This window comes from Streptomyces sp. NPDC044704, from assembly GCF_056433525.1.
Map to the genome: position 1 here is coordinate 1 of NZ_JBWKGY010000038.1, position 17,555 is coordinate 17,555.

The window sequence follows — 17,555 nt, forward strand, 5'->3', positions numbered from 1 at the left end:
AGGTCCACCGGGTCGCGACGCCCGGCACGGCACCTCTCCGCGTTGTCGGACCACGGAGGTACGTCCGGTACGAGCCGTGGCCCTCCGCCTTGAGACGCACCGCACCGGACGCCGCGACCCGGCACACCTTCCCGGCCATGGCACTGGCTAGGCTGGGGGCATGGACTACGTATCCGCGCTCGTGCCCCCCATCGTGATGGCCGCGTTCTTCATCGCCCTCGTCGTGACGATCGTGAAGAGCCAGGGCGGTGCCAACAAGGCGAAGGAGGACGCGGCCGTCGACGCCGTGATCGCCCGCGCCGAGGCCGCCCAGCAGCCGCAGAAGTAGCCGCCGACCCGGTTTTGCCGCGCGTTGCCCGACGAATGGTCGGGCAATTCGCCCCATTCCGCACTATCGTGCTGGTGTGCCTCGCCCCTTGGGAGAACTCGAAGACGCCGTCATGACGCGGGTGTGGCAGTGGAACCGCCCGGTCACCGTTCGGGAAGTCCTGGAAGACCTCCAGCAGGAACGGTCCATCGCGTACACCACGGTCATGACGGTTATGGACAATCTCCATCAGAAGGGCTGGGTCCGCCGGGAAGCCGAAGGCCGCGCCTATCGATATACGGCGGTCTCCACCCGCGCCGCCTACTCGGCCGCACTGATGAACGAAGCCTGGTCGACCAGCGACAGCCCGGCCGCCGCTCTCGTCGCCTTCTTCGGCATGATGTCCTCGGAACAGCGTGAAGCCCTCCGCGACGCCGTGCGCATCGTTCAGCACGACGATCCCGAGGTTCCCCCGGACCCGGAGCCGGCCCCCGCCCCCGTCGAACCGGAAGGGGACTCCGGCGAGCGCCGGACCGACCCGGGGCGATAGCGTCCGGGTATGGGAGAGCTTTCCGCCGCAGACGAGAAAACAGTGACCATCCGCCGCGCGCGCACCCGTGATGTTCCGGCGCTGCGCCGCCTGCTCGACCAGTACGTGCAGCAGCGGATCCTGCTCGACAAAGCCCCCGTGGTCCTTTACGAGGACATCCAGGAGTTCTGGGTCGCGGAACGCGAGGGGGACGGCCAGGTCGTGGGGTGCGGGGCGCTCCACGTCATGTGGGAAGACCTCGCCGAAGTGCGCACACTCGCCGTCGACCGCGAGTTGAAGGGCTCCGGCGTAGGGCATCAGATGCTCGCCAAGTTGTTGGAGACCGCCCGCCTGCTCGGGGTGAGCCGGGTATTCTGCCTGACCTTCGAAGTGGACTTCTTCGCGAAGCACGGCTTCGTCGAGATCGGCGAGACCCCGGTCGAGACCGATGTCTACATGGAGCTCCTGCGTTCCTATGACGAGGGCGTCGCCGAGTTCCTCGGTCTCGAACGAGTGAAGCCGAACACCTTGGGCAACAGCCGGATGCTTCTGCACCTGTGATCGATCAAGGCCGCTTTTTCAGGGCCCCCCGGGCCTGTGGCCTATGTCCGAATCGCGTACGTTTCCCGCCCTGTTGAGGTCCTGAACCTCTCGCCGGGGGTTTGTGTTTTCCTGGCAAAAGCGGTTTCCTTTCCGCGTACTGCATTTTCGATGAAAGGAAATCCGGTGGCACAGAAGGTTCAGGTCCTTCTTGTCGACGACCTCGACGGTGGCGAGGCGGACGAGACCGTGACGTTCGCTCTGGATGGCAAGACCTACGAGATCGACCTCACCACCGCCAACGCTGAAAAGCTCCGCGGGCTGCTCGACCCGTACACCAAGGGCGGCCGCCGCACCGGCGGACGTGCTTCCGCCGGCCGTGCCAAGGGTGGTCGCGCCGCGGCTTCGTCCGGCAGCCCGGACACCGCCGAGATCCGCGCGTGGGCCAAGGCCCAGGGGCTCAGCGTGAACGACCGCGGCCGCGTCCCGGCCGAGATCCGCGAGGCCTACGAGAACGCCAAGGGCTGAGGCGCTCGCCTCGTCAGGCGGGCGCGGTGGCATTCCGTCGCCGCCGCGGCCACCAGTCGTACGAGACCGGTACCGGAGCTCCGTCCGGGACCGGTGCCCTGCCCGGGAGCGGGCAGGGACGGCAGCGATGCCTCGCACCCCAGCTCGGGGGGCCGCAGCCACACGGCGGCCCCCTGAGGGCTTTGCGGCCAGCCCGGCGGTACCGGGGCGGTGATCCCGCCCCCGGCACCCACGCCGGTCAGGTCGAGGGCCACCCCGCCCCACTCCAGCCAGTCGAGCAGGCCTTCCAGCTCGTCGGCACCGCCCGGAGCCACCAGGAAGCACATCCTGCGCCCCGTGAGGGCGACCGGACCGGTGCGCAGCGGCCGGCGCAGCAGTTCGGCCCCGGCGTCGGCCGGCAGTTCCAGTACGTCGAACCGGAGCCCGGTGGCGAGCCGTGCGGGAGACCCGCCGGCGAGCGTCCAGCCGAGGACCCGCTCGTACCAGTGGGACCACGGGGAAGGGGTGGGCGCGTCCTGCTCGGGCGGGACGCGCGGCGGCGGTACGCAGGCGGAGCTGACGGCCATGCCCGAAGCAACTCCGCGGAAGGCTCGGGGGTTACGCAACGCGCCGGAAACAATGCGGAACGTAAACGTCCGCAGAGTGGAGTCCCACATTCGGGACACAAGCGTGTTCGCCCGTAGCGGAGGGAACCGTGCCCACCGGCATGGAGTGTCAGTCCCGACGGGTAAGACATTCCTAGTGGATCGGGGCGACACGCTGATTTGGGCGGCTTCCGTTCGCCATCGGCGTACACGTGTGACGGGTATCTGCCTGGCCTGCGGGAACATCGTCTCGCAGGATCGGGTTGGAGCAGTAGTCGGCTCTTACAGCCGGTTTTCCTCACCGACGTGGGGGTGAGCCGTGGACGGATGTCGGCAGTTGGAATGAGCTGTCCCGCCTCACGGGACTAGCATGCGGAAGGACAGGGCGGGGACCGACCCCGAACTGCCCGACCGCTCTGAGGAGCGATAAACGATGTTCGAGAGGTTCACCGACCGCGCGCGGCGGGTTGTCGTCCTGGCTCAGGAAGAAGCCCGGATGCTCAACCACAACTACATCGGCACCGAGCACATCCTCCTGGGCTTGATCCACGAGGGTGAGGGTGTCGCCGCTAAGGCCCTGGAGAGCCTCGGGATTTCGCTCGAGGCTGTTCGCCAGCAGGTTGAGGAGATCATCGGTCAGGGGCAGCAGGCCCCGTCCGGCCACATCCCCTTCACCCCGCGGGCGAAGAAGGTCCTGGAGCTTTCGCTCCGCGAGGCCCTCCAGCTCGGCCACAACTACATCGGCACCGAGCACATCCTGCTCGGCCTGATCCGCGAGGGCGAGGGCGTCGCCGCCCAGGTCCTCGTGAAGCTGGGAGCCGATCTCAACCGAGTCCGGCAGCAGGTCATCCAGCTGCTCTCCGGCTACACCGGAGGCGGCAAGGAGTCGGCCACGGCAGGCGGCCCGGCCGAGGGTACGCCCTCGACCTCGCTCGTCCTCGACCAGTTCGGCCGCAACCTCACGCAGGCCGCTCGCGAATCCAAGCTCGACCCGGTCATCGGGCGCGAGAAGGAGATCGAGCGGGTCATGCAGGTGCTGTCCCGCCGGACCAAGAACAACCCGGTCCTCATCGGCGAGCCCGGCGTCGGCAAGACCGCCGTCGTCGAGGGCCTGGCCCAGGCGATCGTCAAGGGCGAGGTGCCCGAGACCCTCAAGGACAAGCACCTCTACACCCTGGACCTGGGTGCACTGGTGGCGGGCTCCCGCTACCGCGGTGACTTCGAGGAGCGCCTGAAGAAGGTCCTCAAGGAGATCCGCACCCGCGGCGACATCATCCTGTTCATCGACGAGCTCCACACCCTCGTGGGTGCGGGCGCCGCCGAGGGCGCGATCGACGCCGCGAGCATCCTGAAGCCGATGCTGGCCCGTGGTGAGCTCCAGACCATCGGTGCCACCACGCTGGACGAGTACCGCAAGCACCTCGAGAAGGACGCGGCCCTCGAGCGCCGCTTCCAGCCGATCCAGGTGGCGGAGCCTTCCCTCCCCCACACGATCGAGATCCTCAAGGGCCTGCGCGACCGCTACGAGGCCCACCACCGCGTCTCCATCACGGACGAGGCCCTCGTCCAGGCGGCGACGCTGGCGGACCGGTACATCTCGGACCGCTTCCTGCCGGACAAGGCGATCGACCTGATCGACGAGGCCGGCTCCCGGATGCGCATCCGCCGGATGACCGCACCGCCGGACCTCCGCGAGTTCGACGAGAAGATCGCGGGCGTGCGCCGCGACAAGGAGTCGGCCATCGACTCCCAGGACTTCGAGAAGGCGGCTTCCCTCCGTGATTCGGAGAAGCAGCTGCTCGCCGCGAAGGCCAAGCGCGAGAAGGAATGGAAGGCCGGCGACATGGACGTCGTCGCCGAGGTCGACGGCGAGCTCATCGCCGAAGTCCTCGCGACCGCGACCGGCATTCCCGTCTTCAAGCTCACGGAGGAGGAGTCTTCCCGCCTCCTGCGCATGGAGGACGAGCTCCACCGTCGCGTCATCGGCCAGAAGGACGCCATCAAGGCGCTCTCCCAGGCCATCCGCCGCACCCGTGCGGGTCTGAAGGACCCGAAGCGTCCCGGTGGCTCGTTCATCTTCGCCGGCCCGTCCGGTGTCGGTAAGACCGAGCTCTCCAAGACGCTCGCCGAATTCCTCTTCGGCGACGAGGACGCGCTGATCTCCCTCGACATGTCGGAGTTCAGCGAGAAGCACACGGTTTCGCGTCTCTTCGGTTCGCCCCCCGGCTACGTGGGCTACGAAGAGGGCGGCCAGCTGACCGAGAAGGTCCGCCGGAAGCCGTTCTCCGTCGTCCTCTTCGACGAGGTCGAGAAGGCGCACCCGGATATCTTCAATTCCCTGCTCCAGATCCTGGAGGACGGTCGCCTGACCGACTCCCAGGGCCGGGTCGTGGACTTCAAGAACACGGTCATCATCATGACGACCAACCTGGGTACGCGGGACATCTCGAAGGGCTTCAACCTGGGCTTCGCCGCCCAGGGCGACACCAAGACCGGTTACGACCGGATGAAGGCGAAGGTCAACGAAGAGCTCAAGCAGCACTTCCGGCCCGAGTTCCTGAACCGCGTCGACGACACGGTCGTCTTCCACCAGCTCACGCAGGAAGACATCATCCAGATCGTCGACCTGATGATCGCCAAGGTGGACGAGCGCCTCAAGGACCGCGACATGGGCATCGAGCTCAGCGGTGACGCGAAGCAGCTCCTGGCCAAGCGCGGCTACGACCCGATCATGGGTGCGCGCCCGCTGCGCCGGACCATCCAGCGCGAGATCGAGGACCTGCTGTCGGAGAAGATCCTCTTCGGCGAGCTGCGTCCCGGTCACATCGTGGTCGTCGGTGTGGAGGGTGAGGGTGACGAAGCCAAGTTCACCTTCCGCGGCGAGGAGAAGTCGGCGCTGCCCGACCTCCCCCCGATCGAGGCGACGGGCTCGGGCCCGGACCTCTCCAAGGGCGCGTAAGCGCTAGCCGCTGGTAGCAGTACGAAGGGGCGGCCCCGGGACTGAAGAGTCCCGGGGCCGCCCCTTTTGCCGTGGGCGGACGCCGGGGAGCCGGTACGTACGGCTGTCCCGACGCGGTGGCGGCGGCGAAGGGCCGGGCCGCTCCCGGGCCGGGCTCCGGCAGGCGGGGCCGGGACGTGGGCCCCGGGAAGCCCCCGGGGACGGCCAGGCGCCTCGCCGTGGCGGGCCGGGGCCGGATGGGGGGGGGGCCAGGCGCAGGACGCGGGGAAACGGCCGTCCGGGCCGCCCCGCGCGGCGGAGGTGGCCGCCCAGCGGCCCCCGGCCCGCCATGCCGGGGACGGCCGCCCAGCGGCCTCCCCCGCCCGGGCGGACTCCGTGCAGGCGGTCAGGGGGACGCCGCCGGGGGCGTGCAGGGTGGGGCGAGGGTCCGTCGGGCCGGCCGTTCCCGTAGCGTCGGCCGCGCCTTCGAGCCCGCCGCGGTGCGGTGGTCGGCGCCACGCCCGGGTGGGGGGTCCGCGGTCAGGGGCTCCCGTGGGCAGTGACCCAGGTCTCAACTGGTCCTGGATACAAGGGGACGGGGGTCCCGCGGCCGGTGACAAGCCGCACAGGGCAAATCGGACCTACTAGGACCTCTCGTAGATTTTGGCGTCCGATTTGTCCCTGTCCAGGCCCAGCCTGGGGGGCGTCAACAGGAAGATTCGCCTCCGCTTATCTACGAGTCCGGGTAGTAACGGCGGTGTTTGGGGAAGCCGGGGCCCCCGGGTTACCAAGGATGGGCAAGCCCGGCACCGACGGCTCCAAGCCGCCCCGCCGGGTCCTTTCTTGCCCGAACCACGCCCTTGTCCCCGGCCTCGGAGGTCTCCACATGTCCGCGAACCGCGTCAGCAACCGTCGTACCCGTATCGCCGCCGTCGCCACCGGTCTCGGTGCGGTGCTGGCTCTCGGGGCCGGAGCGAACGCGGCCTTCGCCGACGAGACCCCGAACACCCTGTCCGCGACCGCCGAGCTGGTGGCCGTTCAGGCCCAGGCGCAGGCCCAGGCCGCCAACGCCAAGGCCGCCGCCAAGAAGTCCGGTCTGTGGGACAAGCCCCTCGACCGCTACACGCTCTCCGCCACCTTCGGCAAGGGCGGCAGCATGTGGTCGCACAAGCACTCCGGCCAGGACTTCGCCGTCCCGGTCGGCACCCCGGTCAAGTCCGCTGCCGCAGGCACCGTCGTCAAGGCCGGCCCGAACGGCGGCGGCGACGGCCCCGCCTACGGCAACGCCGTCGTGATCAAGCACGCGAACAACAAGTACTCCCAGTACGCGCACCTGTCGAAGATCCAGGTCAAGATCGGCCAGAAGGTCGGCAAGGACCAGCGGATCGCGCTGTCCGGCAACACCGGCAACTCCAGCGGCCCGCACCTGCACTTCGAGATCCGCACCACCCCGAACTACGGCTCGGCCATCAACCCGGTGACCTTCCTGCGCAGCGCCGGCGTCAGCCTCTAAGCAGCACGGAGGCCGCCAGGAACCCGGACGACCGGTCCTGGCGGCGGGTCAGACGGGGGCAGGCCGGGTCAGATCAGCCAGGAGTGCGTCGGCTTCGTCTTCTTGTCGAGCTTGTTGTTCTTCAGGCCGGTGATCTGCTCCTGGCCCAGCGCCTGGTCGAAGATCCGGATGTGGTCGAGCGGCCCGTCCCACGCCGCGCTCCAGATGCCGTGGTGGCGCGCCCGGCCCAGCTGGAGCGGCCCGGGGCCCGCCCAGATGCCCGACACCTGCGCCTGGCCGGCCGGCTTGTCGTCCACCCAGAGCGCGATCGTCTTCTTCTCCGCGTCGTACGTCCCCGTCAGCAGGGCCCAGTTCCGCACGGTGTCGACGTTGTCCAGCACGACCTGCTGCGCCGTGGCCGCCTGGCCCTTGTCGCCGGTCTGGACGCGGAACACCCAGGCCTTCTTGCCGTTCACCACCTCGAAGCCCAGCTCGAACGAGTACGAGTCCCCGTCGCCCTGGCTCACCGCCATCCGGGAGCCGTTCTCGGCGACGTTGTAGGCGCGGGTGGAGACGGTGAAGCTCTTCGTCACGTCCACGGCCGCCTCCGCGCCCTGCGCGTACGAGTCGGCCGTGCCCTTGAACCTGACCTCGGTCCGCTTGGCCAGTTCGCCGAGCGAGGCGCCCGGTCCCAGGGCGATGCCCATCTTGCCGCTGCGGTCGCGCAGCAGGTTCGGCTCACCGGCAACGGTGGGGGAGTCGTCCTCCGGAGCCTTCGACTCGGGCGGCTCCTCCTCGCCCGAGGGGCTCGGAGATCCCGAGGCCGCCGTCGTCGGCTTGTCGTCGGGCTGATCGGAACCCGGGAACAGGAAGAACGCCGTACCCGCCGCGACCAGGACGACCGCGAGCGATCCGATCCCGATCGTCAGCAGCCGCCGCTTGCGCTGCTGCGCCTCGGTGCGGTCGGCCAGCGCCTGCCAGTCCGGCTGCGGGGACGAAGCGAAAGCCTCCGGTCCCGGTGCGAACGGCTCGGCGGGCGGAAACGGTTCGGCCGGGGGGAACGGCTCCGCCGGCGGGAACACCCCGAGGGGCTGCCCGGGCTGCGGCTGCCCCTGACCCTGCGGGGGCTGCTGGTAGGGGTTCGGCGGTACGGAACCCGGCAGGCCGGAGCCGGGCTGCCCGTACCCGCCGGGTATCCCCTGCGGGAATCCGTAGCCGCCGCCGCTCCCGGCGGCGGGGTCGGGCTGGTGGCCGTGGGGGCGATCCGTACCGTCAGTCATGGCACGGATGCTAAAACATCGCCGTGGCCGAACGAACGGCCGCCGCCCGCGAAACGGTGGCGGACCCGCGCCCCCGCATCCCCGGACACCCGTGCCGTACGCGGTCCGGCGTCCCGCCGGGCGGCGGACCGGCGGACCGGCTCACCCCGGCAGCTGGATGATCGGGAAGCTCCCCGTCGCCGTCGGCGCGTGCTCCGGCAGCCACAGCACCGCCACCGCACCCGCCGCGGAACCCTCGCCCTCGCCGCCGCCCGGCGCCGCGACGTTGCGGAAGGTCAGCCGGGCGCCCAGGACCCGGGCCTGGCCCTCCGCGATGGTCAGGCCGAGCCCGTGCCCGACGCCCGCCCGGTCCGTCGACCCGGTCCGGAAGCGGCTCGGCCCCTCCCGGAGCAGGGCCTCGGGGAAGCCCGGCCCGTGGTCCCGGACGCGTACGACCCGGCCCTCGATGTCGACCTGGACGGGCGGCTGCCCGTACCGCGCGGCGTTGGCCAGGAGGTTGCCGAGGATCCGCTCCAGCCGGCGCGGGTCGGTGCTGACGATCTCGTCGGCGACGATCCGTACGCCCGCCTCCGGCATCAGCGCCGACACGCGCCGGCTCACGAACTCGCCCAGCGCCACGTCCTGGAGCTCGGCCCGCTCGGACGCGCTGTCCAGCCGGGCCACCTCCAGCACGTCCTCGACCAGCGCCCGCATCGCCTGAGCCCGGTCCCGTACGAGTTCCGTGGGCCGCCCCGGAGGCAGCAGTTCCGCAGCTGTGAGCAGGCCCGTCACCGGGGTCCGCAGCTCGTGCGCGATGTCCGCGGTGACCCGCCGCTCGGCCTCCAGCCGCTGCTGGAGGGCGTCCGCCATGGCGTCCACCGCCCGCGCGAGGTCGTCCGTCTCGTCCCGTACGACACCGCCGACGGCGTCCCGCACCCGCACCTCGGGGTCCCCGTGCGCCACCCGCTGCGCCGCGGCCGCGGCCTTGCGCAGGCGGCGCGAGATCTGGCCGCCGATGAGCACCCCGAGCGCGGAGCCGCCGATCACCACGGAGAGGGAGCCGATGACCAGCGCCCGGTCCAGGTCGCGCACCATGTTGGCGCTCTCCCGGAAGGGGTGGTGCAGGGAGAGCACCTGCCCGTTGCCGAGCGGTACGGCGGCCCACACCTCCGGAGCCTTGCGCGGGCTCTCCTGCACGTAGGTGCCGCGCCGTCCGGAACGGGCCTTCTCCCGCAGCTGCGCGGGCAGTTCCGGGTCGTTGAGCTTGGCGCCCCAGATGGGCTTGCGGCCCATGTCGGTGTTGCGCGTGGCGATGTACTGCACGCGCTCCAGTTCGGCGTCGCGGGCGCTCTCCAGCATCGACACGCGGGCAGCGCTGTGCACGACCAGGCTCAGCGCGACCGCGGTGAGGGCGCCCACGGCGGCGATGGCGAGTGTGATCTTCCAGCGGATTCCCGTACGGAGGGTGAAGCGCCTCATGCCTTCAGCTTGTATCCGAAGCCCCGGACCGTCTCGATCCGGTCCTGACCGATCTTGGTGCGCAGCCGCTGGACGTGGACGTCCACGACACGGGTGTCGCCGCCCCAGTCGTAGTCCCAGACGCGCTCCAGCAGCCGGTCGCGCGAGAGCACGGTGCCGGGCGCGGAGGAGAACTCCAGCAGCAGCCGCATCTCGGTCGGCGTCAGCGCCACGGGAGCGCCCGCCCTGCGGACCTCCATGCCCTCGGTGTCGACCTCCAGGTCGCCGAAGGACAGTACGCCGCGTTCCCCGGCCTGCCCCTCGCCGGAGCCGTTCGGGCCGCCGTTCTGCGGGCCGCCGGCGTGGCCGAAGCGGCGCAGGACGGCGCGGATGCGGGCGACGAGGACCGAGCCGTCGAAGGGCTTGGTGACGTAGTCGTCGGCGCCCGCCTCCAGGCCCAGCACCACGTCGATGGAGTCGGCGCGCGCCGACAGCATGATCACGGGGACGGTGGACTCGTCGCGGATGCGGCGGCACAGGCTCACGCCGTCCATCCCCGGCACCATCACGTCGAGGAGCGCGATGTCGGGCCGGTCGGCCCGGAAGGACTCCAGGCCGGACAGCCCGTCGGGCATGGCGGTGACCACGAACCCGTCGCGCTCCAGCGCGAGGGTCGTGGCCTCGCGGATGACGTCGTCGTCCTCCACGAACAGCACATGGGTCTCGGCCATGCCCAGCCTCACTTCAGTTCTTCTGCGTCAGGGCCGGTGCGGGCTGGCCCCCGCCGTCGACCACGTTGCTGTACTCGGTGTGCACACGGTCCTGCTCGGTGAACTTCTCCCCGTTCCAGCGGTACGTGATCACGTCCTCGCCGGACGGATAGGCCAGTGCGTCGCCCTTGCCGTAGACCTGTTTGATGAGCATCAGGTCGCCCCGGTCGATCTCCGCGTAGACGGGAGACTGTTCGTCCGAGAACACATTCTCGTACTTCCCGCCGTCGGCCCGGTACACGTACGAGCCGAGCCCGAGCGCGTCCGCGCACGACAGGACGTTGACGATGACGTCGGCGGTGCCGTTCCCGGTGACCTTCCCGTAGCTCACGTCGATCGGGTACTCCTTGCCCGTGCAGGGCTTGAGGTCCCGTTTGATCGCCGGGCTGACCTTGGGGTCCGCCTTGAGGAGGGCGACCGGGTCGACCTTCTTCAGGGGGCTGCCGGAGGCCGACGCGGGGGCGTGGCCGGGGGGCACCGGCGCAGGGTCCGCGCCGTCCGTCGGCCGGCCCGTGCGCGCCACGGTGTCCGTGTGGGCGGGGCCGCCGTCGCGCAGCCCGCTGCCGCCGGTCGAGCAGCCGACCGCGAACAGCACGGTGCCGACGAGGACGATCGTCCCCGCCGACACCAGTACGAGCGGCCCCCTCCCGGCGCCTGCCGGGGGGGAACCTCTGTCACTCAGTTCTTGGCCGTTCAGGCCGCGCACCGCTCCCGCCCCTCGTACCGGATGGTGTGGTCGCCGCGTTCGAGCGCGCGCATGTCCAGATCCCGGCTCTCCAGCTCCTGCCGGAGCCGGGCCAGTGCGCGGTGCAGTGTGCTCTTCACGGTTCCCGCCGACATACCGAGCGCCGCGGCCGTCTCCTCGGTGCTCATCTGCTCCCAGTGTCGCAGCACGACCACACTGCGCTGCTTGGGCGCGAGCACCTTGAGGATGTCCATCAGCAGGGCGCGGTCGGCGCGCTGGTCGGAGCCGTCTTCGACGGAGGCGTCGGGGAGCTGCTCGGTGGGGACCTCGTCGAGCTTGCGGGCCCGCCACCACTCGGTCCGCGTGTTGATCATGACGCGGCGCAGGTAGGCGTCGGCCAGGGACTTGTCGGCGATGCCGTCCCAGCGACCGTAGGTGCGCACCAGGGCCGTCTGGAGGAGGTCCTGGGCGTCGGTGGGGTCGGGGACCAGGCGCCGGGCACTGCGCAGCAGCGCGTCCTGCCGGGTGCGTACGTACTCTTCGAATCCGAGTACCTCGCCGTGCGCCATCTCTGACCGCCTCCGCTGCCGTCCAACCGCTCTCCGCCGTCTTACGGATCCGAAGGTACGGACGGGTTGTCACGGCACTGTGCGGGTCAGCCTTCGGTGGACGCACGGACAGCCGTAGGTTGTGTAACAGCGGCTGTGAGCTGCGGTTTCCCGGCCCGAAGCGGAATAGTTGAGTCAGCTACGAGCCGGGATCGAGGAGTTCTCGACCGCCCGGGCGGTCAGCTCTGCGGCAGCCGGTACATGCCCTGCGCGAGCGGCTCCACCAGCCCGTCGGAGACCAGCCCGTCCAGGGCCCGGGCCCGCTGCACGGGCTCGTCCCACACCGCGTCGAGGACCGCCTGCGGAACCGGACCGACCGCGTCGCGCAGCACGGCCAGCAGTTTGCCGCGCACCTGGCGGTCCGTCCCGGCGTACGTCTGGCCGCGCCGCGGCGGTCCGTCGTGCGCGGGCTTCCCGGCGAGGCGCCACGCGCACAGCCCCGCGACCGGGCAGCGGACGCAGTCCGGGCTCTTGGCGGTGCACACGAGGGCGCCGAGTTCCATCGAGGCCGCAGCCCAGCGGGCGGCCGTCGCCTCGTCCTCGGGGAGCAGGGCCCGCGCCAGGCGCCGTTCGGCGGCCGTGGTGGCGTTCGGCGGGTATTCGACGCCGGTCGCGGTGCGGGCGAAGACCCGGCGGACGTTGGTGTCCAGCACCGCGTGCCGCTGCCCGTACGCGAAGGAGGCCACCGCGGCGGCCGTGTACTCGCCGATCCCGGGCAGCGCCAGCAGCTGCGCGTGCTCGCGCGGTACGTCGCCGCCGTGCCGTTCCGTTATGGCCGTGGCCGCGCCGTGCAGGCGCAGGGCCCGGCGGGGGTAGCCGAGCCGCCCCCAGGCGCGGACGGCCTCGCCGGGGGCCTCGGCGGCCAGGTCGGCCGGCCGGGGCCACCGGGCGAGCCACTGCTCGTAGACCGGCAGGACCCGGCTGACGGGGGTCTGCTGGAGCATGAACTCGCTGACCATGACCCCCCAGGGGCCGGCCTCGGGGCGGCGCCAGGGCAGGTCGCGGGCGTGCTCGTCGAACCACGCGATGACGGGGGAGTGCAGCGCGTGGGAGACGTCGGGGGAAGAAGTGGTGGATGCAGTCATGGCAGACGGCATCCTGGCACGTTTCGGGCTCAGCGCGCCGGGCCCGGACCGGTGAACCAGACGGCCACGGGGGCACGGCTCGCCCGTACGGCGGCCACGATCCGACTGATCACACCGGCCAGCGCGACCATCAGGAGGGCGCCCAGCGAGGCCCCCAGCAGCAGGCCCATGCCCACGTCGTGCGGGTAGTGCACCCCGACGTACACCCGGGAGAAGGCCATCAGCACGGCCACCGGCAGCGTCAGCAGCGCGAGGCGGGGCGCGGCCAGGGCGAGGGCGACGGCCGCGCCGCCCGCGATGGCGGAGTGGTTGCTCGGGAAGGACCAGTCCCCGTACTCCGGGCAGGCGACCAGGGAGGCGGCGGCCCCGGCCACGGCGCGGCAGGGCCGTTCCTCGTCGACGGTCGACTTCACCAGTTCGGAGGCGACGTACGTCAAGGCGGTGACCAGCGGCGCCAGCACGGCGAGGGCGACGGCCCGGTCGTCCCGCCCGCGCGAGCGCCACCACACGGCTATGAAGAGCAGGCCGAAGAGCAGGAGCCCGTATTCGGTCCAGACCTCGAAGGCCGACTGCACCCAAGGGGGCGTGTCATGGGCGAAGTCGGTGATGTCGCGATAGAGGTCGGAGCTGTCCATGGTCACAGACCGTACTCAACGGAAGATCGCGGCCGCATCAGACCCTTGGCCGGAATTTTACGATCCGCGCTAGGCCTCCAGGATGATCATCGGCAAAACCCTCCGGTTGCGCGGCATGGGGGGCGCTGATCGCGGCGGGAGTTCTCGTAAGGTTCGGTGCGTGGGATCTATGCGCAATCCGGTCGGGCCGCTCCCCTCCTCCATCTATTGGCGAAGGAGGGCCGTGCTGGCGTCAGTTGTCGCGCTCTTCGCGCTCCTCGCCGTATGGGCCGTCAGCTCCGGCGCGGGCAAGTCGAGTACGAACGGCAAGAACGGCGGCGACGGCTCCGGCCCCCAGGGGACGATCACGGCGGGCCCGGCACCGTCCGGTCCGGCGATCAGTCAGGCTCCGGGCGGGCGTACCGAACCGGGTACCGGTACGGGTTCCGGTTCCGACGGCGGCGCGGGCGGGGCCGGCAAGAACGGCGAACCCGGAAGCGGCACCGGAACCGGCGGCAGCTCCGGCTCGGGCGGCTCGGCGGGCCCGGGCGGCGGCGGCCCGGCCCAGGTGCCGGCGGACTCCCCGCTGCCCACGTGCGCCCCGGGCGCCCTCCAGTGGGAGGTCAAGAGCGTCAAGAACGAGTACGAGACGAACGAGAAGCCCCGTCTCGAACTGCTCGTCCGCAACATCTCCGGCAGTACCTGCAAGGTCGGACTCGGCCCGAAGCAGGCCGTCCTGACCATCCTTCAGGCGACCGGCGCCAAGGCCGTCTGGTCCTCCGGCGACTGCCCGACGGGCGCCGCCAACGCCTTCTTCCGGGTGCCGGCGAAGGGCGAGACGACGCAGTCGCTGGAATGGGACCGCAAGTTCAGCGCCCCCGACCAGTGCCAGACGCCGCCCGCGGGCAGCGCGACCCCCGACACCTACGTCGTCGAGGTCAAGGCCCCGGGCATGCCGGTGGCGCAGACCTCCTTCGTCCTGAAGCAGGACTGACGGCAGGGACTGATGAAGACGGCGGGGGGGGGGGGGGGGGGGGGGGGCCCCCCCCGGCGGGGCGGGGGGGGGGGGGGGGGGCCGGCGGGGGGGGGGCCCCGGGGAGGGGGGGGGCGGGGGCCCGCCCCCCCCCCGCCCCCCGCGGCCGCCCCCCCCCCCGCCCCGCCCCCCCCCCCCGCCCGGCCCCCCCCCCCCCCCCGCGGGCCCCCCCCCCCCCCCCCCCCCCCCCCCCCCCCGCCGTCTTCATCAGTGTCAGAGGCGCCGCCGTCAGACGTAGCGCTCCAGGATCGAGGACTCCGCGAGGCGCGACAGGCCCTCGCGGACGCTCCGGGCGCGGGCCTCGCCCACGCCGTCCACCGTCTGCAGGTCGTCCACGCTCGCCGCGAGCAGCTTCTGCAGTCCGCCGAAGTGCTCCACGAGCCGCTCGATGATCGCCCCCGGCAGCCTCGGCACCTTCGCCAGCAGCCGGTAACCGCGCGGCGACACGGCCGAATCCAGGGTCTCCGGAGAGCCCGTGTACCCCAGGGCCCGCGCCACGATCGCCAGCTCCAGCAGCTCGGGGTGCGTCAGCGCGTCCAGGGCCGGAAGGGCCTCGTCCACCGTGCGGGAACGCTTCGCCGTCGGCTCCGGGACGTAGTCGCGGATCACCAGCTCCCGCTCCTGCTCGATGCCGACCGTCAGCTCGTCCAGCTGGAGCGACAGCAGTCGCCCGTCCGTGCCCAGTTCGACCACGTACTCGGCGATCTCGGTCGCGATCCGGCGGACCATTTCCAGCCGCTGGGCGACGGCCGTCACGTCGCGGACCGTCACCAGGTCCTCGATCTCCAGCGCGGACAGCGTCCCCGCGACCTCGTCGAGGCGCAGCTTGTAGCGCTCCAGCGTGGCCAGGGCCTGGTTCGCGCGCGACAGGATCGCCCCGGACTCCTCCAGGACCCGCCGCTCGCCGTCGACGTAGAGGGCGATCAGCCGCATCGACTGGGAGACGGAGACGACGGGGAAACCGCACTGCTTGGAGACGCGGTCCGCGGTGCGGTGCCGGGTGCCGGTCTCCTCCGTGGGGATCGAGGCGTCCGGTACCAGCTGCACGCCGGCCCGCAGGATCTTGGTGATGTCCTTGTCGAGGATGAGCGCGCCGTCGAGCTTGCACAGCTCGCGCAGCCGGGTCGCGGTGAACTCCACGTCCAGCACGAAACCGCCGGTGCACATCGCCTCGACGCTCTTGTCCATGCCGAGGACGATGAGCCCGCCCGTGTTGCCCCGGACGATCCGCTCCAGACCGTCACGCAGGGGCTGACCAGGCGCGACCGCGCTCAGAGAGGCGCGCATCATCGCCTCCTGCCTGGCGCCCGCGCCCGACTTGCCGGATGCTGCTGCCCCGTCCTTGGCTGCCACTGCACTCCTCCGGTCGCGGGTCGTACCGCCCCGCGCCACGGGCACGAGGGCGTGCGTACGGCCGGGCGGACCAGCACAAAGTCTACCGGCGCGGGCTGCGCGCCCGCCGTGCCTTGACCCGCATCGTTCCCGCGGGGGCCGGAACGGGGCTCCTGACCTGCTGCCCGGCCGGTTGGCGGACCCTCTGATTCCGCTCTTGTCCCGCCCTTGTCGCGCTCGTGTCGTGCCGCGTCCGTCGTCTTCTTGTCCGGCCCGGTGTTCCCCTTCGGTCCGCGTGCCTATTCGGCTCCGCGTCCCGTGGCTTCGGCACCCCGCTCCTTGGCCGGCGTACGCGACCGGCCGCGCGGCAGCGCCCGCAGCGCCTCGCCCATGTCCGCGACCTCGGTCACCTTCATGCCGGCCGGGACCTTGCCCGGATCCGCCGGCACCAGCGCGTGCGTGAAGCCCAGCCGGTGCGCCTCCGCGAGGCGCCGCTGCACGCCGGTCACCCGCCGCACCTCACCGGCGAGCCCCACCTCCCCGATCGCGACGAGGTTCTTCGGCAGCGGCACGTCACTGGCGGCCGAGGCCAGCGCCAGCGCGATCGCCAGGTCCGCGGCCGGCTCGGTCAGCTTCACCCCGCCCACGGTCGCGCTGTAGATGTCCCGCTTGCCCAGCGCCGTGATCCGGCCGCGCTGCTCCAGCACGGCCAGCATCATCGACACGCGGGAGGTCTCCAGCCCGGACGTGGTCCGGCGGGGGGAGGGGATCTGCGAGTCGACGGTCAGCGCCTGCACCTCGGCGACCAGCGGACGCTTGCCCTCCAGGGTCACCGTCAGGCAGGTCCCGGGCACGGCCTCGGCACGCCGGGTGAGGAACAGGCCGCTCGGGTCGGCGAGTCCGGTGATGCCCTCGTCGTGCAGTTCGAAGCAGCCGACCTCGTCGGTGGCGCCGTAGCGGTTCTTCACGCCGCGCACCAGGCGCAGCCGCGCGTGCCGGTCGCCCTCGAAGCTGAGCACCACGTCCACCAGGTGCTCCAGCAGGCGGGGGCCCGCGATCGCCCCGTCCTTGGTGACGTGGCCGACGAGGAGCGTGGACATGCCCCGCTCCTTGGAGGCCCGGATCAGGGCCCCGGCCACCTCGCGCACCTGGGCCATGCCGCCGGGCGCGCCGTCGATCTCGGGGGAGGCGACGGTCTGTACGGAGTCCAGGACCAGCAGGGACGGCTTCACGGCGTCGAGGTGGCCCAGTACCGCGGACAGGTCGGTTTCGGCGGCGAGGTAGAGGTGGTCGTTGAGGGCGTTGATGCGGTCGGCCCGCAGCCGTACCTGGCTCGCCGACTCCTCGCCGGTGACGTAGAGGGTGCGGTGGTCGCCGCTGGCCGCCTTCGCCGCGACGTCGAGCAGCAGCGTCGACTTGCCGACGCCGGGCTCCCCGGCCAGCAGGACGACGGCCCCGGGGACCAGCCCGCCGCCCAGGACCCGGTCCAGTTCGTCGACGCCGGTGCTGCGGGCGGTCGCGGTCCGGCCGTCGACCTGGCCGATCGGCAGCGCGGGCGAGGACACGCGCCCGGCCGCCGTGGTCCGTACGGCGGGCGCGCCGCCCATCTCCTCGACGGTGCCCCAGGCCTGGCACTCCGGGCAGCGCCCGAGCCATTTCGCGGTCGTGTAGCCGCACTCGGTGCAGCGGTAGGACGGCCGGTCCTTGGCGGATGAACGAGCGGTGCGGGCAGCCATGCGCCCCACGGTAGCCGCCGCCACCGACAACGCCGGGCGGCGGTGGCCGGCGGGGCT

Annotated in this window: 17 protein-coding genes; 7 read left to right on the top strand and 10 right to left on the bottom strand. The window is 71.6% G+C overall.

Going from position 1 to position 17,555, the window contains the following annotated elements:
- Positions 1-160: 160 nt before the first annotated feature.
- From AC07B0_RS39735 to AC07B0_RS39750, 4 genes are all read left to right on the top strand, one after another.
- The gene (locus tag AC07B0_RS39735; protein ID WP_356871197.1) at positions 161-328 is read left to right on the top strand and encodes a hypothetical protein; all 168 of its coding nucleotides are present in this window, start codon (positions 161-163) and stop codon (positions 326-328) included.
- Between the two features lie 76 nt (positions 329-404).
- Positions 405-857 carry a BlaI/MecI/CopY family transcriptional regulator gene (locus AC07B0_RS39740; protein ID WP_478900531.1) on the top strand — a complete coding sequence of 151 codons (453 nt, stop codon included), beginning with the start codon at positions 405-407 and terminating at the stop codon, positions 855-857.
- A gap of 9 nt (positions 858-866) precedes the next feature.
- The gene (locus AC07B0_RS39745) at positions 867-1,397 is read left to right on the top strand and encodes an amino-acid N-acetyltransferase (RefSeq protein WP_356871193.1); all 531 of its coding nucleotides are present in this window, start codon (positions 867-869) and stop codon (positions 1,395-1,397) included.
- 165 nt (positions 1,398-1,562) lie between these two features.
- Positions 1,563-1,904, top strand: coding sequence for a histone-like nucleoid-structuring protein Lsr2 (locus AC07B0_RS39750; protein ID WP_356871191.1), 342 nt, complete (start codon positions 1,563-1,565; stop codon positions 1,902-1,904).
- Here AC07B0_RS39750 and AC07B0_RS39755 read toward each other — a convergent pair.
- On the bottom strand, positions 1,883-2,470 hold the full coding sequence (locus AC07B0_RS39755; RefSeq protein ID WP_356871189.1) for an SCO3374 family protein: 588 nt from the start codon (positions 2,468-2,470) through the stop codon (positions 1,883-1,885). The genes AC07B0_RS39750 and AC07B0_RS39755 overlap by 22 nt on opposite strands.
- A 451-nt stretch (positions 2,471-2,921) precedes the next feature.
- Here AC07B0_RS39755 and AC07B0_RS39760 point away from each other — a divergent pair, with 451 nt between their 5' ends.
- Complete coding sequence (locus AC07B0_RS39760) at positions 2,922-5,447, top strand: ATP-dependent Clp protease ATP-binding subunit (RefSeq protein ID WP_356871187.1); 2,526 nt, start codon at positions 2,922-2,924, stop codon at positions 5,445-5,447.
- An 865-nt stretch (positions 5,448-6,312) separates the two neighbouring features.
- Positions 6,313-6,939, top strand: a complete 627-nt coding sequence (locus AC07B0_RS39765; protein WP_356871185.1) for a M23 family metallopeptidase — start codon at positions 6,313-6,315, stop codon at positions 6,937-6,939.
- A 68-nt stretch (positions 6,940-7,007) separates the two neighbouring features.
- On the opposite strand, the gene AC07B0_RS39770 is transcribed toward AC07B0_RS39765, so the two are convergent.
- The 7 genes from AC07B0_RS39770 to AC07B0_RS39800 form a co-directional block, all read right to left on the bottom strand.
- Positions 7,008-8,198 carry a LamG-like jellyroll fold domain-containing protein gene (locus AC07B0_RS39770; RefSeq protein WP_478900534.1) on the bottom strand — a complete coding sequence of 397 codons (1,191 nt, stop codon included), beginning with the start codon at positions 8,196-8,198 and terminating at the stop codon, positions 7,008-7,010.
- A gap of 141 nt (positions 8,199-8,339) precedes the next feature.
- Complete coding sequence (gene cseC / locus AC07B0_RS39775; protein ID WP_356871181.1) at positions 8,340-9,656, bottom strand: two-component system sensor histidine kinase CseC; 1,317 nt, start codon at positions 9,654-9,656, stop codon at positions 8,340-8,342.
- A complete protein-coding gene (gene cseB, locus AC07B0_RS39780) occupies positions 9,653-10,366 on the bottom strand; it encodes a two-component system response regulator CseB (protein ID WP_478865871.1) in 714 nt (237 codons plus the stop codon). Before cseB ends, cseC begins: the two co-directional genes overlap by 4 nt.
- 13 nt (positions 10,367-10,379) lie before the next feature.
- Positions 10,380-11,033, bottom strand: coding sequence for a hypothetical protein (locus AC07B0_RS39785; RefSeq protein ID WP_356871177.1), 654 nt, complete (start codon positions 11,031-11,033; stop codon positions 10,380-10,382).
- A 65-nt stretch (positions 11,034-11,098) separates the two neighbouring features.
- The gene (locus AC07B0_RS39790; protein WP_356871175.1) at positions 11,099-11,659 is read right to left on the bottom strand and encodes a SigE family RNA polymerase sigma factor; all 561 of its coding nucleotides are present in this window, start codon (positions 11,657-11,659) and stop codon (positions 11,099-11,101) included.
- 218 nt (positions 11,660-11,877) lie between these two features.
- Entirely contained in the window at positions 11,878-12,783 is a 906-nt protein-coding gene (locus tag AC07B0_RS39795; protein WP_356871173.1) for an HhH-GPD family protein, read from the bottom strand.
- Between the two features lie 29 nt (positions 12,784-12,812).
- Complete coding sequence (locus tag AC07B0_RS39800; RefSeq protein ID WP_356871171.1) at positions 12,813-13,418, bottom strand: phosphatase PAP2 family protein; 606 nt, start codon at positions 13,416-13,418, stop codon at positions 12,813-12,815.
- A 223-nt stretch (positions 13,419-13,641) separates the two neighbouring features.
- Between AC07B0_RS39800 and AC07B0_RS39805 the strand changes: the two genes are divergently transcribed.
- The gene (locus tag AC07B0_RS39805; protein WP_469381459.1) at positions 13,642-14,391 is read left to right on the top strand and encodes a hypothetical protein; all 750 of its coding nucleotides are present in this window, start codon (positions 13,642-13,644) and stop codon (positions 14,389-14,391) included.
- Between the two features lie 267 nt (positions 14,392-14,658).
- Here AC07B0_RS39805 and disA read toward each other — a convergent pair whose 3' ends face one another.
- Positions 14,659-15,783 carry a DNA integrity scanning diadenylate cyclase DisA gene (gene disA / locus AC07B0_RS39810; RefSeq protein WP_356883732.1) on the bottom strand — a complete coding sequence of 375 codons (1,125 nt, stop codon included), beginning with the start codon at positions 15,781-15,783 and terminating at the stop codon, positions 14,659-14,661.
- Between the two features lie 278 nt (positions 15,784-16,061).
- Positions 16,062-17,498 carry a DNA repair protein RadA gene (radA, locus tag AC07B0_RS39815; RefSeq protein WP_356883734.1) on the bottom strand — a complete coding sequence of 479 codons (1,437 nt, stop codon included), beginning with the start codon at positions 17,496-17,498 and terminating at the stop codon, positions 16,062-16,064.
- Positions 17,499-17,555: the final 57 nt, after the last annotated feature.

Excerpts from the sequence above, each read along its gene's own strand:
- AC07B0_RS39735 (WP_356871197.1), top strand. The coding sequence starts at position 161 with ATGGACTACGTATCCGCGCTCGTGCCCCCCATCGTGATGGCCGCGTTC.
- AC07B0_RS39745 (WP_356871193.1), top strand. The coding sequence starts at position 867 with ATGGGAGAGCTTTCCGCCGCAGACGAGAAAACAGTGACCATCCGCCGC.
- AC07B0_RS39755 (WP_356871189.1), bottom strand. The coding sequence starts at position 2,470 with ATGGCCGTCAGCTCCGCCTGCGTACCGCCGCCGCGCGTCCCGCCCGAG.
- AC07B0_RS39760 (WP_356871187.1), top strand. The coding sequence starts at position 2,922 with ATGTTCGAGAGGTTCACCGACCGCGCGCGGCGGGTTGTCGTCCTGGCT.
- AC07B0_RS39765 (WP_356871185.1), top strand. The coding sequence starts at position 6,313 with ATGTCCGCGAACCGCGTCAGCAACCGTCGTACCCGTATCGCCGCCGTC.
- AC07B0_RS39770 (WP_478900534.1), bottom strand. The coding sequence starts at position 8,198 with ATGACTGACGGTACGGATCGCCCCCACGGCCACCAGCCCGACCCCGCC.
- cseC (WP_356871181.1), bottom strand. The coding sequence starts at position 9,656 with ATGAGGCGCTTCACCCTCCGTACGGGAATCCGCTGGAAGATCACACTC.
- cseB (WP_478865871.1), bottom strand. The coding sequence starts at position 10,366 with ATGGCCGAGACCCATGTGCTGTTCGTGGAGGACGACGACGTCATCCGC.
- AC07B0_RS39790 (WP_356871175.1), bottom strand. The coding sequence starts at position 11,659 with ATGGCGCACGGCGAGGTACTCGGATTCGAAGAGTACGTACGCACCCGG.
- AC07B0_RS39795 (WP_356871173.1), bottom strand. The coding sequence starts at position 12,783 with ATGACTGCATCCACCACTTCTTCCCCCGACGTCTCCCACGCGCTGCAC.
- AC07B0_RS39800 (WP_356871171.1), bottom strand. The coding sequence starts at position 13,418 with ATGGACAGCTCCGACCTCTATCGCGACATCACCGACTTCGCCCATGAC.
- radA (WP_356883734.1), bottom strand. The coding sequence starts at position 17,498 with ATGGCTGCCCGCACCGCTCGTTCATCCGCCAAGGACCGGCCGTCCTAC.